At 67.4% G+C, this 16,445-nt stretch carries 18 protein-coding genes; 5 read left to right on the top strand and 13 right to left on the bottom strand.

Annotation, left to right across the window (positions count from 1 at the left end):
- Window positions 1-94: 94 nt before the first annotated feature.
- The 8 genes from RT97_RS15690 to RT97_RS15655 form a co-directional block, all read right to left on the bottom strand.
- The gene (locus tag RT97_RS15690; RefSeq protein ID WP_042579717.1) at window positions 95-598 is read right to left on the bottom strand and encodes a disulfide bond formation protein B; all 504 of its coding nucleotides are present in this window, start codon (window positions 596-598) and stop codon (window positions 95-97) included.
- Window positions 595-1,692, bottom strand: coding sequence for a sulfate/molybdate ABC transporter ATP-binding protein (locus RT97_RS15685; protein WP_042579716.1), 1,098 nt, complete (start codon window positions 1,690-1,692; stop codon window positions 595-597). The genes RT97_RS15690 and RT97_RS15685 overlap by 4 nt, the downstream gene beginning before the upstream one ends.
- Window positions 1,693-1,707: 15 nt before the next feature.
- Window positions 1,708-2,610: a sulfate ABC transporter permease subunit CysW gene (gene cysW, locus RT97_RS15680; RefSeq protein ID WP_042579715.1), complete on the bottom strand. Its 903-nt coding sequence runs from the start codon at window positions 2,608-2,610 to the stop codon at window positions 1,708-1,710.
- Window positions 2,611-2,742: 132 nt separating this feature from the next.
- On the bottom strand, window positions 2,743-3,630 hold the full coding sequence (gene cysT, locus RT97_RS15675) for a sulfate ABC transporter permease subunit CysT (RefSeq protein ID WP_042579714.1): 888 nt from the start codon (window positions 3,628-3,630) through the stop codon (window positions 2,743-2,745).
- A gap of 136 nt (window positions 3,631-3,766) precedes the next feature.
- Window positions 3,767-4,783, bottom strand: a complete 1,017-nt coding sequence (locus RT97_RS15670; RefSeq protein WP_042579713.1) for a sulfate ABC transporter substrate-binding protein — start codon at window positions 4,781-4,783, stop codon at window positions 3,767-3,769.
- On the bottom strand, window positions 4,780-5,355 hold the full coding sequence (locus tag RT97_RS15665; protein WP_042579712.1) for an RBBP9/YdeN family alpha/beta hydrolase: 576 nt from the start codon (window positions 5,353-5,355) through the stop codon (window positions 4,780-4,782). The genes RT97_RS15670 and RT97_RS15665 overlap by 4 nt, the downstream gene beginning before the upstream one ends.
- A gap of 22 nt (window positions 5,356-5,377) precedes the next feature.
- The gene (locus RT97_RS15660) at window positions 5,378-6,019 is read right to left on the bottom strand and encodes a peroxiredoxin (RefSeq protein ID WP_042579711.1); all 642 of its coding nucleotides are present in this window, start codon (window positions 6,017-6,019) and stop codon (window positions 5,378-5,380) included.
- Between the two features lie 148 nt (window positions 6,020-6,167).
- Window positions 6,168-7,082, bottom strand: coding sequence for a LysR family transcriptional regulator (locus RT97_RS15655; RefSeq protein ID WP_042579710.1), 915 nt, complete (start codon window positions 7,080-7,082; stop codon window positions 6,168-6,170).
- 133 nt (window positions 7,083-7,215) lie between these two features.
- Between RT97_RS15655 and RT97_RS15650 the strand changes: the two genes are divergently transcribed.
- Window positions 7,216-7,863, top strand: a complete 648-nt coding sequence (locus RT97_RS15650) for an FMN-dependent NADH-azoreductase (protein WP_042579709.1) — start codon at window positions 7,216-7,218, stop codon at window positions 7,861-7,863.
- A gap of 71 nt (window positions 7,864-7,934) precedes the next feature.
- Here RT97_RS15650 and RT97_RS15645 read toward each other — a convergent pair whose 3' ends face one another.
- Genes RT97_RS15645 through RT97_RS15630 form a run of 4 tightly spaced genes read right to left on the bottom strand, consistent with a single transcriptional unit; the run spans window position 7,935 to window position 10,836 of the window.
- Window positions 7,935-8,492, bottom strand: coding sequence for an NADPH-dependent FMN reductase (locus RT97_RS15645; protein ID WP_042579708.1), 558 nt, complete (start codon window positions 8,490-8,492; stop codon window positions 7,935-7,937).
- Between the two features lie 43 nt (window positions 8,493-8,535).
- Window positions 8,536-9,279 (bottom strand): amino acid ABC transporter permease, encoded by a 744-nt coding sequence (locus RT97_RS15640; protein ID WP_042579806.1) that lies wholly within the window; start codon window positions 9,277-9,279, stop codon window positions 8,536-8,538.
- Complete coding sequence (locus tag RT97_RS15635; protein WP_253278238.1) at window positions 9,276-9,989, bottom strand: amino acid ABC transporter permease; 714 nt, start codon at window positions 9,987-9,989, stop codon at window positions 9,276-9,278. The genes RT97_RS15640 and RT97_RS15635 overlap by 4 nt, the downstream gene beginning before the upstream one ends.
- A 13-nt stretch (window positions 9,990-10,002) precedes the next feature.
- Window positions 10,003-10,836, bottom strand: a complete 834-nt coding sequence (locus RT97_RS15630; RefSeq protein ID WP_080898313.1) for an ABC transporter substrate-binding protein — start codon at window positions 10,834-10,836, stop codon at window positions 10,003-10,005.
- A gap of 197 nt (window positions 10,837-11,033) precedes the next feature.
- On the opposite strand from RT97_RS15630, the gene RT97_RS15625 reads away from it, so the two are divergent.
- The 4 genes from RT97_RS15625 (at window position 11,034) to RT97_RS15610 (ending at window position 14,972) form a co-directional block, all read left to right on the top strand.
- Window positions 11,034-12,017: an aliphatic sulfonate ABC transporter substrate-binding protein gene (locus RT97_RS15625; RefSeq protein WP_042579803.1), complete on the top strand. Its 984-nt coding sequence runs from the start codon at window positions 11,034-11,036 to the stop codon at window positions 12,015-12,017.
- A gap of 13 nt (window positions 12,018-12,030) precedes the next feature.
- Window positions 12,031-13,251 carry an N-methyl-L-tryptophan oxidase gene (gene solA, locus RT97_RS15620; RefSeq protein ID WP_042579707.1) on the top strand — a complete coding sequence of 407 codons (1,221 nt, stop codon included), beginning with the start codon at window positions 12,031-12,033 and terminating at the stop codon, window positions 13,249-13,251.
- A gap of 63 nt (window positions 13,252-13,314) precedes the next feature.
- On the top strand, window positions 13,315-14,256 hold the full coding sequence (panE, locus tag RT97_RS15615) for a 2-dehydropantoate 2-reductase (RefSeq protein ID WP_042579706.1): 942 nt from the start codon (window positions 13,315-13,317) through the stop codon (window positions 14,254-14,256).
- A gap of 5 nt (window positions 14,257-14,261) precedes the next feature.
- Entirely contained in the window at window positions 14,262-14,972 is a 711-nt protein-coding gene (locus RT97_RS15610) for a hypothetical protein (RefSeq protein ID WP_042579705.1), read from the top strand.
- A 7-nt stretch (window positions 14,973-14,979) separates the two neighbouring features.
- On the opposite strand, the gene RT97_RS15605 is transcribed toward RT97_RS15610, so the two are convergent.
- A complete protein-coding gene (locus tag RT97_RS15605) occupies window positions 14,980-16,338 on the bottom strand; it encodes an NAD(P)/FAD-dependent oxidoreductase (protein ID WP_042579704.1) in 1,359 nt (452 codons plus the stop codon).
- Window positions 16,339-16,445 lie beyond the last annotated feature (107 nt).

The following is a 16,445-nucleotide window of genomic DNA, read 5'->3' as shown; positions in this document are numbered from 1 at the left end:
TTCTTCCCCCTGAGTTCCACTGAAAACGGCGCGGTCCGCCGTCCCGTTCAGGGACAGCGGACCGCGCCGTGGCAGATGCAGAAGAAAAAGGAACTCAGCGCGCGGTGCGGCGGCGCAGGAGCAGCGTGATGAGCAGCAGGGAGAGAACCACGAACGCGACGAACGACCAGTTCGCCAGCGTCAGGCCGAACAGCGACCAGTCGACCTTGGAGCAGTCGCCGCCGCCGCGGAAGATGAGCGGCAGCGCGCGCTTGAGCGGAAAGGTCTCGATCATCCCGTAGAGGTCGCGCCCGCAGGACACGACTTCGGGCGGATACCACTGCAGCCAGCTCTGCGAGGCCGCCGTGTAGGCGCCGCCCACCGCCGAGACCAGCGCCAGCACCCCGCCCGTCACCTGCAGCGCGCGGTTGCGGAAGATGGCGGCCAGCCCGGTGAAGAGGGCCACCAGCACCAGCGCATACCGCTGCACGATGCACATGGGACAGGGCTCCAGCCCCACCACGTGCTGAAGGTAGAGCCCGAAGGCCAGCATGAGGACACAGGCCAGGCAGATCAGCCCGAGCGCGCGGCGCGGCGCGCCGAAGTACCAATCGATCAAGGAGACACCCAATCTTCTTCTACGAACACCCTGGCCTTGCGCGGATTGGCGACGACGGTGTCGCCCTCCTTCAAGCCCAGGTCACGGAACTGTTGCGCAGGAAGTTGCGCCTCGATGATGGTTCCGGAGCCCGGATTATCAGGATTCGATTCGGTGGGCTCAAGTTCCAGCCGCGCGATCGGGCCGACCACGATGGCACGCGACAGCGTGGCGACGATGCCGGTGGCACCCGGCAGGTAGCGGGTCACATCCAGGTCATGCGGGCGAACGTAGGCCATGGCCTTGGCATCGCGCGCGCCGCTGTGCTCGGGCGAATCCAGGCGCATGCCGTCCAGTTGCACCTGGCCGTTGTCGGCACGGCCGTGGAAGAGGTTCACGTCGCCGAGGAACCCGTAGACGAAAGGACTCGCGGGCTTGTCCCACACGTCCTGCGGCGAGCCGACCTGCTCGATCTGCCCCTTGTTGATGACCACCACGCGGTCGGCCACTTCGAGCGCCTCTTCCTGGTCGTGCGTGACGAAGATCGAGGTGACGTGCAGTTCGTCGTGCAGCCGGCGTAGCCAGCGGCGCAGTTCCTTGCGCACCTTGGCGTCGAGCGCGCCGAAAGGCTCGTCCAGCAGCAGCACCTTGGGCTCGACCGCCAGCGCACGGGCCAGGGCGATGCGCTGGCGCTGGCCGCCGGACAGCTGCGACGGATAGCGGTCGGCCAGCCAGTCGAGCTGCACCAGCTTGAGCAGGTCGGTCACCTTGGCCTTGATCTGCGCATCGCTCGGCCGCTCCTTGCGCGGCTTCACGCGCAGGCCGAAGGCGACGTTCTCGAACACGGTCATGTGGCGGAACAGCGCGTAGTGCTGGAACACGAAGCCCACCTGCCGCTCGCGCACATGCACGTCGGTGGTGTCCTCGCCCGAGAAAAGGATGCTGCCGGTGTCGGCCGTCTCCAGCCCCGCGATGATGCGCAAGAGCGTGGTCTTGCCGCAGCCCGAGGGGCCGAGCAGCGCGACGAGCTCGCCCGATTCCACGTCGAGGTTCACGTTGCGCAGCGCGCGGAAGTCGCCGAATTGCTTGCTGATGTCGCGGATTTCGATGCTCATGATTTCTTCTTTCTCTCAGGCGGCCGTGGCTTCTGGGGGACGCTCGGGCGGCAGTTCGGCAATGGCCTTCATCTCGCGCTCGTGGCGCCACTCGATCACCGACTTGATCACCAGCGTGACCAGCGCCAGGATCGCCAGCAGCGAGGCCACGGCGAAGGCGGCCACCGACTGGTATTCGTTGTAGAGCACTTCCACGTGCAGCGGCATGGTGTTGGTCTGGCCGCGGATGTGGCCGGACACCACCGACACCGCGCCGAACTCGCCCATGGCGCGCGCGTTGCAGAGGATCACGCCGTACAGGAGCCCCCACTTGATGTTGGGAAGCGTCACGCGCCAGAAGGTCTGCCAGCCGGTCGCGCCGAGCACGATGGCCGCCTGCTCCTCGTCGGTGCCCTGCGCCTGCATCAGCGGAATGAGTTCGCGCGCAATGAACGGGAAGGTCACGAACACGGTGGCCAGCACGATGCCGGGCACGGCGAAGATGATCTTGATGTCGTGCTCGGCGAGCCACGGGCCCAGCCAGCCCTGCGCACCGAACACCAGCACGTAGATCAGGCCCGCCACCACCGGCGACACCGCGAACGGCAGGTCGATCAGCGTGGTGAGGAAGGCCTTGCCGCGGAACTCGAACTTGGCAATCGCCCAGGCCGCGGCCACGCCGAACACGAGGTTCAGCGGCACCGTGATGGCGGCCGTGATCAGCGTGAGGCGGATCGCGCTCCAGGCGTCGGGTTCCTTCAGCGCCTCCAGGTACGCCGAGACGCCCTTGCGCAGCGCCTCGGTCGCCACGGCCGCCAGCGGCAGCACGAGGAACAGGAACATGAACGCGAGCGCAATGCCGATCAGCGTCCAGCGGACCCAAGCCGCCTCGGTGGTGCCGGCCTGCGCGCGGCGGATGATCTTGGAAGGTGCGCTCATGAATGGCTCCAGACGGGCCTGCGCGAAGAAACACCGCAGAACCGGCTTTGCCGGACTGCTGGTGTTGCCCCCGGCGAGGGGGTTGGCGAAGCGACACGAAGTGCGCGAAGACGGGGGGAGTGCAACATTTCTTCAGCCCCCTGCCCTGCGGCGTTGCCAGGCTTGCAGGCCATTGATGACCAGCAGCAGCAGGAACGAGATGACCAGCATCACCAGCGCGACCGCGGTGGCGCCCGCGTAGTCGTACTGCTCCAGCTTGCCGATGATGATGAGCGGCGTGATCTCCGAGATCATCGGCATGTTGCCGGCGATGAAGATCACCGAGCCGTATTCGCCGATGGCGCGCGCGAAGGCCATGGCAAAGCCGGTGAGCAATGCGGGGCCGATGGACGGCAGGATCACCTTGGTGAAGGTCTGCAGCCGCGTCGCGCCGAGCGAGGTGGCGGCTTCTTCGAGTTCCTTCTCAGCATCTTCCAGCACCGGCTGCACCGTGCGCACCACGAACGGCAGCCCGATGAAGATCAGCGCGATCACGATGCCCGCCGGCGTGAAAGCCAGCTTGATGCCGTGCGGCTCGAGCAGTTGCCCGATCCAGCCGTTGCCCGCGAGCAGCGCCGTGAGAGAGATGCCGGCCACGGCCGTGGGCAGTGCGAACGGCAGGTCGACCAGCGCATCGACGATGCGCTTGCCCGGAAACTTGTAGCGCACCAGCACCCAGGCCACGAGCAGCCCGAACACCGCGTTCACGAGCGCGGCGATCAGCGAGGCGCCGAAGGTCAACCGGTAGGAGGCCATCACGCGCGGCGCGGTCACGGCCACCCAGAACTGGTCCCATGTCAGCGTGAAGGTCCGGAAGACCAGCGCCGACAGCGGGATCAGCACGATCAGGCTCAAGTAAAGAATCGAGAAGCCGAGCGTGATGTGGAAACCCGGCAGCACGCGCTTGGCGCCCCCTGCCCGGTTGGCACGCGAAAAAGGCGCTCCCGCAGTTGGGAGCGCCGAAGAAGTCACACCACTCATGATGAGAAGGGTCCGTTGTTATTCGGCCGGTCCCTTCGCGAAACACCGCGGAACCGGCTTTGCCGGCCCGCTGGTATTGCCCCCTGCAACGGGGTTGGCGAAGCGACACGAAGTGCGCGAAGACTGGGGGTGTACTTCACTTCGCGCCGGGCGTGTAGAGCTTGTCGAATTGGCCGCCGTCGTTGAAGTGCACCTTCTGCGCGTCGCCCAAGCTGCCGAACAGCTCTTGTACCGTGAAGAGCTGCAGCGGCTTGAACGTCGCGGCGTACTTCTTGAGCACGGTCTGCGAGCGCGGACGCAGCGCGTGCTTGGCGGCGATTTCCTGCGCTTCTTCGGAATAGAGCCAGTCCAGATACGCCTTGGCGAGTTCGCCGGTGCCCTTCTTGGCGACGGTGCGTTCGACCACGGCGACCGGGTTCTCGGCCACGATGCTGATAGAGGGGTACACCGAGTCGACCTTGCCGGTGCCGAATTCGCGGTCGATGGAGACCACTTCCGATTCGAAGGTGATCAGCGCGTCGCCGATGTTGCGTTGCAGGAAGGCGGTGGTGGCGTCACGGCCGCCGCGTGCGAGCACCGGCGTGTTCTTGAAGAGCTTGCCGACGAACTCGGCGGCCTGCGCGTCGGTGCCGCCCTTCTTCTTGATGTAGCCCCAGGCGGCCAGGTAGGCGTATCGACCGTTGCCGCCGGTCTTGGGGTTGACGATCACGACCTGGATGCCGGGCTTGACCAGATCGTCCCAGTCCTTGATGCCCTTGGGGTTGCCGTTGCGCACGAGGAACAGCATGGTCGAGGTGGTCGGCGATGCGTTCTCGGGGAATTTCTTGGTCCAGTCCTTGGCGACCACGCCGGCGTTGGCCAGGAAGTCGATGTCGGTCGAGGTGTTCATGGTCACCACGTCGGCATCGAGGCCGTCGGCCACCGAACGCGCCTGCGCGCTGGAGCCGCCGTGCGACTGGTCGACCTTCACGTCCTTGCCGGTGGCCTTCTTGTAGTGCGCCACGAATGCCGCGTTGTAGTCCTTGTAGAACTCGCGGGCCACGTCGTACGAGGCGTTCAGCAGCGTCGTGCCCTGGGCGAAGGCGCTGCTGCCGGCGAGTGCGGAGGACGCCAGCGCGAGCACGGCGACGAAGGTCTTGATTCTGGAAGTCATGTGGTTGCCAAGGTTTCTGAAAAATCACGGCCCGCCGGCCAGGCGGCGGGCTCGTCGGTCAACGATTGCAGCAGGGCCAGGCCGAGCGGCCAGTCTCCGTGCCCCGAATCGATGTTGATATGGCCCGCATTCTGCATGCGCACGAACTCACTGCCCCAGGCGCGCGAATATGCACCCGCCAGCCGGATGGGACAGTAGGGGTCGTTGCTGCTGGCCACCACGATGCTGCGATACGGCAGCGCGGCGTAAGGCACGGGCGCGAAGTCGGACAGCACGGCGCGGCGCTCGGGGTCGGCCGGGGCCACCAGCAGCGCGCCCTGGATGCGGGCGGCAGCCTCGGGCGGCAGATGCGCGGTGGCGATGCAGCCCAGGCTGTGCGCCGCGATCACCACCGGGCCGGGCGTCTCCATCACCAGCTTGGCGAGCGCCGGCACCCAGGCGTCGCGCTTGGGCGAGGCCCAGTCGTCCTGCACCACCCGGGCCGCGCCCGGAATGCGCTCTTCCCAGAGGCTCTGCCAATGGCCCGGCCCGGAATCCCTCCAGCCCGGCACGATGACGACGCGCGTCTGCATCTGCGATTGCCGCCTGCGTCGCTTACTTGTTCGGCTGCGGCGTGATGCGCAGGTAGGGCCTCACGGCCTTGAAGCCCTTGGGGAAGCGCTCGGCGAGCTCGGCCGGGTCCTGGATGCTGGGGACGATGACCACGTCGTCGCCGTCCTTCCAGTTCACGGGGGTGGCCACCTTGTGGCTGTCGGTGAGCTGCAGCGAATCGATCACGCGGATGATCTCGTCGAAGTTGCGGCCGGTCGATGCCGGGTAGGTGATGGTGGTGCGGATCACCTTCTTCGGATCGATGATGAACACGCTGCGAACGGTGGCCGTGGCCGAGGCGTTCGGGTGGATCAGGTCGTACAGGTCGGCCACCTTGCGGTCGGCGTCCGCAATGATCGGGAAGTTGACCGTGGTGTTCTGCGTTTCGTTGATGTCGCCGATCCATTCCTTGTGCTTGGTGGCCGGATCGACGCTCAGCGCGATGGGCTTGACGCCGCGCTTGGCGAATTCGCCCGACAGCGCCGCCGTCTTGCCCAGCTCGGTGGTGCAAACGGGCGTGAAGTCGGCCGGGTGCGAGAAGAACACGACCCACGAATCGCCGGCCCACTGGTAGAAGTCGAGGGGGCCTTCGCTGGAGTCCTGGGTGAAATTGGGGGCGGTGTCGCCGAGTCGCAGAGTAGCCATGGTCGCTCCTGGGATGGATGGGAGCCCTGGATTGTGCGAACCCCGGCTTCAATGCCAAACGAATATCTGCTTGTTTGGATATGACGTTTTTCGCATAAGGAGCGAGGGTTCGGGTCGTGCGCGACGGGCGCGCGCGGCTCCGGAGCCCCTAGAACATACGCATATCCTCGCTCTGCAGGTGTTCCATCAGGAAGTCGATCAGCCGCCGCACCGCGGGCACCAGCGCTCGCCGCGCCGGAAACACCATGTGCGCCACCACCGGCGCCGGCCCCCAGCCCGGCAGCAGTTGCACCAGGCGGCCGGCATCGATGTCGGCGCGGCACATGTAGTCGGGCAGCATCGTCGCCCCGATGCCAGCGAGCGCGCCCTGCTGCAGCGTCACGAGGTCGTCCGCCACGTAGCGCGGCGCATGGGAGTGGACGTGGCTCTGGCCGTCCGGCCCCTCGAGCCGCCAGTCGCCGCGCCCTTCCCCGTTGGCCGACATCGCCGCCGTGGGCAGCTTGCCGAGGTCGGCCAGGGTTTCGATCGATCCGTGGCGAGCCAGCAGCGCCGGCGCCGCCACCAGCACGCCGCGGCTGTAGCCGAAGGTCTTGGCGACCAGCACCGCGCTGTCCTCGATGGAATGCCGCACGCGCAGTGCGATGTCGATGCCCTCCTCGATCAGGTCGACCGGCCGGTTGATCACCCGCATGTCCACTCGCACCGCCGGATAGCGCGCCATGAAGACCGGCATCAGTTCCCCCAGCCCGCTATGCACGATGGTGATGGGACAACTGATGCGCACCAGACCGCTGGGCTCGTTCTGCACCTGTGCCACCGCCTCGGCCGCGGCCTGTGCCGCATCGCGCATGGCGGCCGAATGGCGCAGGTAGATCTCGCCGGCGGGCGTGAGGGACAGGCGCCGGGTGCTGCGCTGCATCAGTTGCACGCCCAGCCGCTCTTCCAGCTCGGCCACGCGGCGGGACAGCCGCGACTTCGGGATACCGAGCGCCCGGCTGGCGGCGGCAAACCCGCCGCGCTCGGCCACTTCGGCGAAGAAAACCATGTCGTTGAGGTCTTGCATGGTGTCGATTGTCCCGCAAACAGGACGATGTAGGCAAATTTTGGCTACTTATCAACCACTCGACCCAAAAATAGAATTCTCCCATCGCCGGCCACTTTTGAGCGCCGACACCATCCACACGAAAGTGATTGATATGAAGCTGCTCCACATCGACTCCAGCATCCTGGGCGCCTATTCGACCTCCCGCCTCCTGACGGCCGAGACCGTGGCCGCCTGGAAGGCCGCGCATCCCGACACCACCGTCGAATACCTCGACCTGGCCGTCGATGCCCCCGCGCATTTCAGCGCCGACGCCCTGGCCATCAAGACCGGCCCGCAAGCCGAGCCCACCGAAGCCCAGCAACGCGAGAACGCGCTGTCTGAAAAGCTGGTGAGCCAGTTCCTGGCCGCCGACGTGATCGTCATCGGCGCCCCGCTCTACAACTTCTCGATCCCGACCCAGCTCAAGGCCTGGATCGACCGCCTCGGCCAGGTCGGCCGCACCTTCAAGTACACCGAGACCGGCCCCGTGGGCCTGGCCGGCGGCAAGACGGTGATCGTGGCTTCGAGCCGCGGCGGCGTGTATTCGACCAGCGACTGGGGCCAGGGCGCCGAGCACCAGGAGAGCTACCTGAAGGTTGTCTTCGGCTTCTTCGGCATCACCGACGTGCGCATCGTGCGTGCCGAAGGCGTGGCGATGGGCGACGAGCCCAAGGCCTCCGCACTGGCGGCCGCGCGCTCCGACATCCTGGTGGCGACGGCTGAAGCCGCGAACCAGAAGGACGTGGCCCAGGTCGCCTGAACGCGCCCTGTTCCAAAAAGAAAGCCGCCCCGTGGGGGCGGCTTTTTCATGGGCGTCGATCGCCGCGGTTGTCAGGCCGCCGAATGGGTCTTGACCCAGGCCACGTACTTGTCCATCCACCCCTGCAGGAACTTCTTCGTGCCTTCGTTGCCGACGTGGCCCTTGTCGTCGAACAGGTCGTCCTTGGCCTGCAGGAACACTTCGGGCGCGCCCATCGTGGGCACGTCCAGGTAGGCCAGGATGTTGCGCAGGTGCTGCTGCGCGAGCGCCGTGCCGATGGCGCCCACCGAGACGCCGATCACGCCGGCCGGCTTGCCGCCCCAGACGCTCTGCCCATAGGGGCGCGAGGCGTGGTCGATGGCGTTCTTCAGCACGCCGGGGATCGAGCGGTTGTATTCGGGCGTCACGAACAGGAGGCCCTGCGCGGCCGCGATTTCGCTCTTCAGGCGCTTGACCGAGGGGGCCTGGTTGCCGTCGTCGTCCTGGTTGTAGAGCGGCAGGTCGTCGATGCGCACGTGTTCGAAGGTGAAGTCCGAGGGCGCGAGGTGGGCCAGCGCGAGCGCGAGCTTCTGGTTGAACGAATCCTTGCGAAGGCTGCCGACTACGACGGCGATCCGGGTCTGGGCCATGAATGAACTCCTTGAAATGGGGGGATGGAACTGGCGAGGGCGATTATGCGAATCGCCCATGACCTTTTCTGGAAAAGCTCTTGTGCCGTTGACCGCCCGGTTGCGAGGCCCGTTGCGCACGCCGCGCCAGCAGGTTCGCCATACGGTCCAGGGCGGTGCACATCAGCCAGTAGATCGCGCCCACGAGCATGAAGATCTCGGCCGGATAGATCATCGTGCGCGCATTCACCTGCGAGGCCACGAACGACAGCTCACCCACGCCGACGATGTAGGCGAGCGAGCTGTCCTTCACCAGCGTGACCCACTGGTTGACGAACGACGGCAGCATCATCCGCAGCGCCTGCGGCAGCACCACGTGCCGCAGCGTGCCCCAGCGCGTGAGGCCCAGCGACAGGCCCGCGGCCCACTGCCCCGCACCGATGCCGCGGATGCCCGCGTGCACCGCATGCGCAAGGTACGCGCCGCCCACGAGCGACAGCGCGCACATCACCGACAGCACGCCCGGCACGTTCACGCGGAGCGCGAACGGCAGCAGGAAGTAGGTCCAGAAGATCAGCATCAGCACCGGGATCGCGCGAAAGAACCCGAGGACCAGCGCGAGCGCCGTCTTGAACGCGCCCGTGGCCGTGGCAAGCCCTATGCCCCACGCCAGGCCGAGCACCGCCGAGGCGATGCCCGAGCCCGCGCTCAGCAGGAGCGTGAGCGCGGCGCCGCCGAGCGGGCCTTGCGGAAACGCGCCCCACAGCAGGTACGGAAGGCTCTCCCACAGCGTCTGGATCATCGTCATGTGGCGCGCGCCGGCGACAACGCCTGCCGCCGCGCCGCCCACGCGGCCAGCACCTCGATCGCGCCGATGGTCACGATGTAGAGCGCCGTCGCCAGGCCGAAGGCCTGGAAGGTCTTGAAGGTCTCGGCCTCCACCTGCCGCGAGGCGTACGAGAGCTCGACCAGACCCACCGCCATCGCGAGCGAGGTGTTCTTCACGATGTTCATGTATTGCCCGAGGAGCGGCGGCAACGCGATGCGCAGCGCCTGCGGCAGGACGACCTGCGCCAGCACCTGCACGCGCGTGAAGCCGAGCGCCGACGCGGCGAGCGTCTGGCCGACGGGCACGCCCCGGATGCCCGAGCGGATGTCCTCGCCCACATAGGCCGCGGCGTAGAGCGTGAGCCCGACCAGGGCCGACAGAAATTCGAACGAGAGCACGTGCCCCGCGTACAGCCACTCGCGCGCCGCCTCGGGCAGCACGCTGGGCGCACCGAAGTACCAGAAGAAAAGCTGCACCAGGAGCGGCGTGTTGCGAAACAGCGAGACATACGCGCTCGACAGGCGCAGCAGCGCGGGCCGGCTCGCCGAGCGGCCCGCGGCAATGACCAGGCCCAGCACGGTGGCGCCCGCCGCCACCAGCAGCGAGGCCCACAGGGTCGTGAGCCAGCCGTCGATCAGCCAGCCGATGTAGCGAGGCGCGAGCAACTGCGCCTGCAAGGTGTCGATCAAGGCGGCATCGACCTCAATTGGCCGCCACGCGCTGGTCGCCGATCTTCAGGAGGCGCGGCAGCGGCGCCTTGCTGTTCGGGCCGAACCATGCGTCGTAGATCGCGAGCGCGCGGCCGTTCTTCTCGCTCTCGGCCAGCCAGGTGTTGAGCGCCTCCAGCAGGCGAGTCTCGCCCTTGGGCACCGCGGCGCCCAGGTACTCTTTGGACACGGTGATCGCCGGGATCTCGTATTTTTCCTTGTCGGGAATCGCATTCCACTGGGCGGTGAGCTTCACGCCATCGTTGGTGATGGCCTGCACGTTGCCGCTGCGCAGCGCGGCCAGCGCGAAGGGCGAATCGTCATACAGCACGACCTTCGCGTCGGGGTAGTTCTTGCGAAGGTTGGCCTCCATCGTCGTGCCCTTCTCGGTGCCGATGCGGATGTCCTTGATCTGCGCGGCGTCCTTCAGCACGCCCTTCTTGGCCAGGAACTGCTGGCCGACCAGGAAGTAAGGCGTCGTGAAGTCCACCGCCTTGGCGCGCTCGTCGGTGATGGTGAAGCTCGCGAACACCACGTCCACCTTGCCCGAGGTCAGGAGCGGAATGCGGTTGGCCGGGTTGGTCGGCACCAGCTCGATCTTCACGCCCAGGCTCCTGGCGAAGTCGGTGGCCAGGTCGATGTCGTGGCCCACCTGTTTCTTGCTGGCCGGATCGATGTAGCCGAAAGGCGGATTGCCGTCGAAGGCGGCCACGCGCAACACGCCGGCCTTCTTGACGTCGTCCAGCTTGTCGGCCCAGGCCGAGCTGCCGAATGCGAAAAAGCCGGCGGCCAGCGCCAAGCTCGAAACGATGAATTTGCTGCGGGTCATGCCTGCTCTTCGGAAATGGAAAGGCGCGACTCTAGGCAGCACGCTCGCCCGCGCCAACGAAGCAGATTCCGCTTGCATATGCCCTCGTGACTTGGGCATGAACTAATGAAAAAAGCTTCGTGGCGCGGCATGCGGCCGGCCTCTACAGTCGCCGGCCTTCCGCCAACTTCTTTTGCCGCGCACCGCGCGCCAACGCCATGCATCCCAACCCACTGTCATCGTCCGCCGTGTCGCGGCGCCTCCTTCTTCGTGCCGGCGCCGGTGCCGCGGCCATCGCGACCTGCGCACCGCTGTTCGCCCAGTCGCGCGCCAAGCTCCTGCGCATCGGCTACCAGAAGTTCAACACGCTCAACATCCTCAAGGGCACCGGCCAACTGGAGAAGGCGCTCGCCCCCAGCGGCGTGAAGGTCGAGTGGGCCGAGTTCCTGGGCGGCAGCCAGTTGTCAGAAGCACTGGCTGCGGGCGCCATCGATTTCGGCCATGCCTCCGATGGCATCGGCGTGTTCCAGCAGGCCAGCGGCAAAGGCCTTGCCTACCTGGCGGCGGAAAGCCCCTACCCCCGCGGCGTCGGCTTCCTGGTGCCGCGCGAATCGCCGATCCGCAGCGTGCGCGACCTGCGCGGCAAGAAGGTGGTCACCGGCCGGGGCTACAACACGCAGTACGTGCTGATCCGTGCGCTGGAGGCCGCGGGGCTGCGCTACGAAGACATCGATCCGGTCTACATCGTCACCGCCTCCGACACGGTGGCCGCCTACCAGTCGGGCAGCGTCGCGGCCATCGGCCTGTGGGACCCGTTCCTTGCGGGCGCGCAGGTGGCGACCGACTCGCGCCTGCTGTTCGACGGCACGGGCCTCAGCGGCAACCGCACCTACCACTTCGCGCAGCCCGGCTTCGCACGCGCCAACCAGGAACTGCTGCGCACCGTGTTCACCGAACTGCGCAAGGCCAACGAGTGGGCGCAGGCGCATCCCGCCGACGTGGTCGCCACGCTGGCGCCGCAGCTGAAGGTGGAGCCCAAGGTACTGGCGCTCGCGACCGAACGACGCCAATATGGCGCGGTCGCGCTCACGCCGGCCATCGCCCAGGAGCAACAGGGGCTGGCCGACGTGTTCGCGCAGCTCAAGCTCATACCCAAACCGATCGAGGTGAAGGAAGCCTTCCTGGACCTGGACCTCGTCTGACGCACCCGCCACCGTGACCCAGAACTCTCACTACGACGTCATCGTCGTCGGCCTCGGCGCCCTCGGCGCGGCCACGCTCTACCAACTCTCGCAGCGCGGGGCCCGCGTGCTGGGCATCGACCAGTTCGCGCCGCCGCACGACCAGGGCTCCTCGCACGGCGACTCGCGCATCACGCGCCTGGCGGTCGGCGAAGGCGACGAGTACGTGCCCTTCGTGCAGCGCTCGCACGCGATCTGGCGCGAGCTCGAAGCCCGCACCGGCAAGGCGCTCATGACCACCACGGGCGGCCTCATCCTCGCGCCGCGCGACCGCGTGGCCGAGCACCACGGCAAATCCGACTTCGTGCGGCGGACCATCGCCTCCGCCGAGCGCTTCGGCATCGCGCACGAAGTGCTCGACGCAGCCGGCATCCGCGCGCGCTTTCCGCAGTTCAACCTGCAGGGCGACGAGATCGGCTACCACGAGCGCGATGCCGGCTTCGTGCGGCCCGAAGACGCCATCGGCGCGCAGCTCGCGGTGGCCCGCGCCTCGGGGGCGCAGACGCGCACCGGCGAACGCGTGCAGTCCGTCGAGCCGGTCGGCAACGGCGACACGGTCCGCGTGCGCACCGATGCTGCCAGCTTCACGGCCGACCGCGTCGTGATCGCCGCGGGCGCCTGGCTGCCGGAATTCCTCGGACGGCAGGCCCGCGCCGACTGGCAAGCGAACTTTTCAGTACACCGGCAGGTGATGCACTGGTTCGACACCGGCGGCGCCGCCGCCGACTTCTCGCCCGGCCGCTTCCCGATCTTCATCTGGATGTTCGGCGACGGGCAGGAAGACTACATGTACGGCTTTCCGTCTTCGGACACGGCGCAACCGGCGCTCAAGGTCGCAACGGAGCAATACGTGGCCGCCACCACGCCCGACACGATCGACCGCAGCGTGAGCCCCGAGGAAAGCGCCGCGATGTACCGCGAACGAGTCGCCGGCCGCTTCCCGCAGATCGACGGCCGCGCGCTCAAGGCCCGCGCCTGCATGTACACCGTGACGCCCGACCGCCGCTTCGTGATCGATGCGCTCGACGGCTTGCCGAACGTGCTGATCGCCTCGGCGTGCTCCGGCCACGGCTTCAAGCATTCGGCGGGCCTGGGCGAAGCCATTGCCGACCGGGTATTGGGCCGCGGTATTTCCCACGGCCTCGACCTGCGCCCCTTTGCCCGACAGCGCCTGCTGGAGAAGGAAACTGCCTAGAGCGAGCCGGCGCGAACGCGGGCATCATCGCTCCGATCTTCTTGATTTCCGGAGTGATGCGCGATGAGATTCCTGGTGGTGGGTGCCGGTGCACTCGGTGGTTATTTCGGCGGCCGTCTGCTGGAGGCGGGGCGCGATGTGACCTTTCTTCTTCGTCCGCGCCGCGCGGCGCAGCTCGCGAAAACCGGGCTGGTGGTTCAGAGCCCCTTCGGCAACCTCGAACTTCCCGCACCGAAGCACGTGCTGGCCGAGAACATCGACGGCCCCTATGACGTGGTCGTCGTCGGCAGCAAGGCCTACGACCTCGAATCGACGATGGATTCGTTCGCGCCCGCGGTCGGCCCGGACACCGTGATCCTCCCGCTCCTCAATGGCATGAAGCACATCGACCAGCTGGCCGAACGCTTCGGCAACGAGCGCGTGCTCGGCGGCCTCTGCATGATCTCGGCCACGCTGGACGACGACGGCCGCGTGCTGCACCTGAACGACATGCACGGCCTGAGCTACGGCGAGCGCGCCGGCGGGCGTTCGGCGCGCGTGGATGCGATCGCAGCCCAGTTCGCGGGCGCGAAGTTCGACGCCACCGCCAGCGAGACCATCGGGCAGGACATGTGGGAGAAGTGGGTCTTCATCGCCTCAGCGGCGGGCCTCACGAGCCTGATGCGCGCCTCCATCGGCGACATCGTCGCGGCCGGCGGGCAGGACGTGGCGCTCTCGATCTTCGACGAGTGCTGCGCCATCGCCGCGCACAACGGCTTCGCGCCGCGCCCCGCCGCCATCCAGCGCGGCCGTGCCGTGGTGACGACGGCCGGCTCGCCGATGACCGCATCGATGTACAAGGACATCGTGCGCGGCGCGGCGGTCGAGGCCGATCACATCGTCGGCGACCTCCTCGGCCGCGCGCCCAAAAGCAATTCAGGCGATTCGCCGGTGCCCTCGGTGCTGCGCACCGCCTACGTCCACCTCAAGGCCTACGAGGCCAAGCGCGCCCGCGAGGCCAGCTGAGATCCATGGCCGACGCGCTCGCCTTCCTCCACACGGCGCAGCCGCATGTGCAGACCTTCGGGCGGCTGGTGCGCGACGTTGCGCCCGATCTCGAGGTGCGCCACCTGGTGATGGAGGAATTACTGGACGACGCGCGCGTCGTGGGCATCGCCAACGCGGCGCTGGTCGGGCGCGTGCACGATGCCATGCGCGAGGCGGCAGCGGACGGCGCCGCGGTGGTCGTGTGCACCTGCTCCACCATCGGCGGCATCGCCGAGAAGACCCCCACCGGCGGCGCCTTCTCGGCCCTGCGCATCGACCGCGCCATGGCCGACCGCGCGGTGCGCACCGGCCCGCGCGTGCTGATCGTCGCGGCCGTCGAAAGCACGCTGGAGCCGACGACGGCATTGATTGTCTCGGCGGCGACGCAGGCCGGCGTCGGCACCCGGCCGAGCGCGCTGCTCGTGGACGAGGCATGGGCGCATTTCCAGGCCGGAGACACCGGGCGCTATGTGGAGACGCTGGCCGCGGCGATCCGCGGCGCGGTCGGCAAGGCCGATGTGGTGGTGCTCGCGCAGGCCTCGATGGCGCCGGTGACGCCGCTGCTTGCCGACCTCGGCGTCGATGTTCTCAGCAGCCCGGGGCTGGGCGTGGCGCATGCGGTGGCGACGCTGCGGGCATCGGGCAACGCATGGAATGCCAGCGGCATGGGCATGCTGTCGGGCCCGCAGGCCTGAGCCGTCGCTACTCCGACTTGAGGATCGTCTCGCCCTTCAGCGCGCCCATGTCACGCGTGTTGAAGCGGTGCCGCTTCCACCCGGCCCAGGTGCGGCGGAAGTTCGCGAGCGAGATGCCGTAGTACAGCACCTTGAACATGCGCAGCGCGCCCCACATCGGCGTGCCCTTGTAGATGTCGCCGGCCAGCAGCGACATCAGCGCCTCCTTCACCCGGAACGGATTGCCCGGGTGCATGAACATGTCGCGGATGGTCGGGTTGGTCACGCGGTAGATGAACCACGAGTATTCGCGCGGGCCCTTGCGCATCATGGCCTCGAAGCCCTGCCGGGCGGTGGCCAGTTCGGCCGGCCGGTCGAGCGCGGTGGCCACGAGCTCGGCGCCGTCGAAGGCGCTGTGCATTGCCAGGTAAACGCCCGAGGAGAACATCGGATCGATGAAGGTGAAGGCATCGCCCAGCAGCAGGTAGCGGTCGCCCGTCGCGTGCGTGCTCGAGTACGAGAAGTTGCCGGTGGCATGCACCGCGTCGTCGACCAGCGTGGCGTTCTTCAGGCGCTCCACCAGCACCGGGCAGGTGGCGATGGTGTCGTAGAAGAAATCCTTCAGCGGCTTGTCGCGCGTCTTGAGGTAATACGGCCAGCAGACCGCACCCACGCTGGTGGTGCCGTCGGCCAGCGGAATGAACCAGAACCAGCCATGCGGAAACCAGCAGATGCTGATGTTGCCTTCCTTCTTGCCCTCCAGCCGCTCGGCGTTGGTGAAGTGGCCGAAGACGGCGGTGCTGTTGTGGTCGGGGTTCTTTTCCTTGCAGCGGAATTTGTTGGCCAGGAGCGTGTCGCGGCCGGTCGCATCGACCACGAATCGGGCGCGCCAGTTGCGCCTGGCGCCGTCGTCCATCTCGGCCTGGACGGTCGCGCCGTCGGCATCGAACGCCACGTCGCGCACCTTGCAGCCTTCGATCGCCTGGGCGCCGCGCGTGGCGGCGTTGCGGAACAGCAGTTCGTCCAGCTCCGAGCGGCGCACCTGCCATGCGGAGTCGAGCGACTTGTCCCAGCCCTCGGCGAAGTCCACGTAGCTGCGGTGCTCATGGTCGGGCGAGACGAACTCGATGCCGAATTTCGGCATGCCGATCTTCTCGACCTGGTCGCGCACGCCGAGCCTGTCGAACAACTCGACGTTGGCAGGCAGCAGCGATTCGCCGATGTGAAAGCGTGGGTGGTGCGCCTTCTCCAGCAGCACCACATGGCGGCCCTGTTGCGCCAGCAGCGCCGCCACGGTCGACCCGGCGGGGCCGCCGCCGATCACGATCACGTCGCAGGATTCGTTCGTGGCCGGGCTGGGTTCGATGGCTTCAGTCGGGAGGGACATTCAGGCTGTACAACATTGTTTAACAATGTTGCGCAGCATAACGCCCTCGGCGGATGGCCGCCCTGCCGTTCGGCGGCAGGCGCCGACGCCGTGCCGCCGGACGTAGA

The organism is Variovorax paradoxus (genome assembly GCF_000834655.1).
Lineage (GTDB): Bacteria > Pseudomonadota > Gammaproteobacteria > Burkholderiales > Burkholderiaceae_C > Variovorax > Variovorax paradoxus_F.
This window is presented reverse-complemented; position numbering and strand designations above follow the sequence as displayed.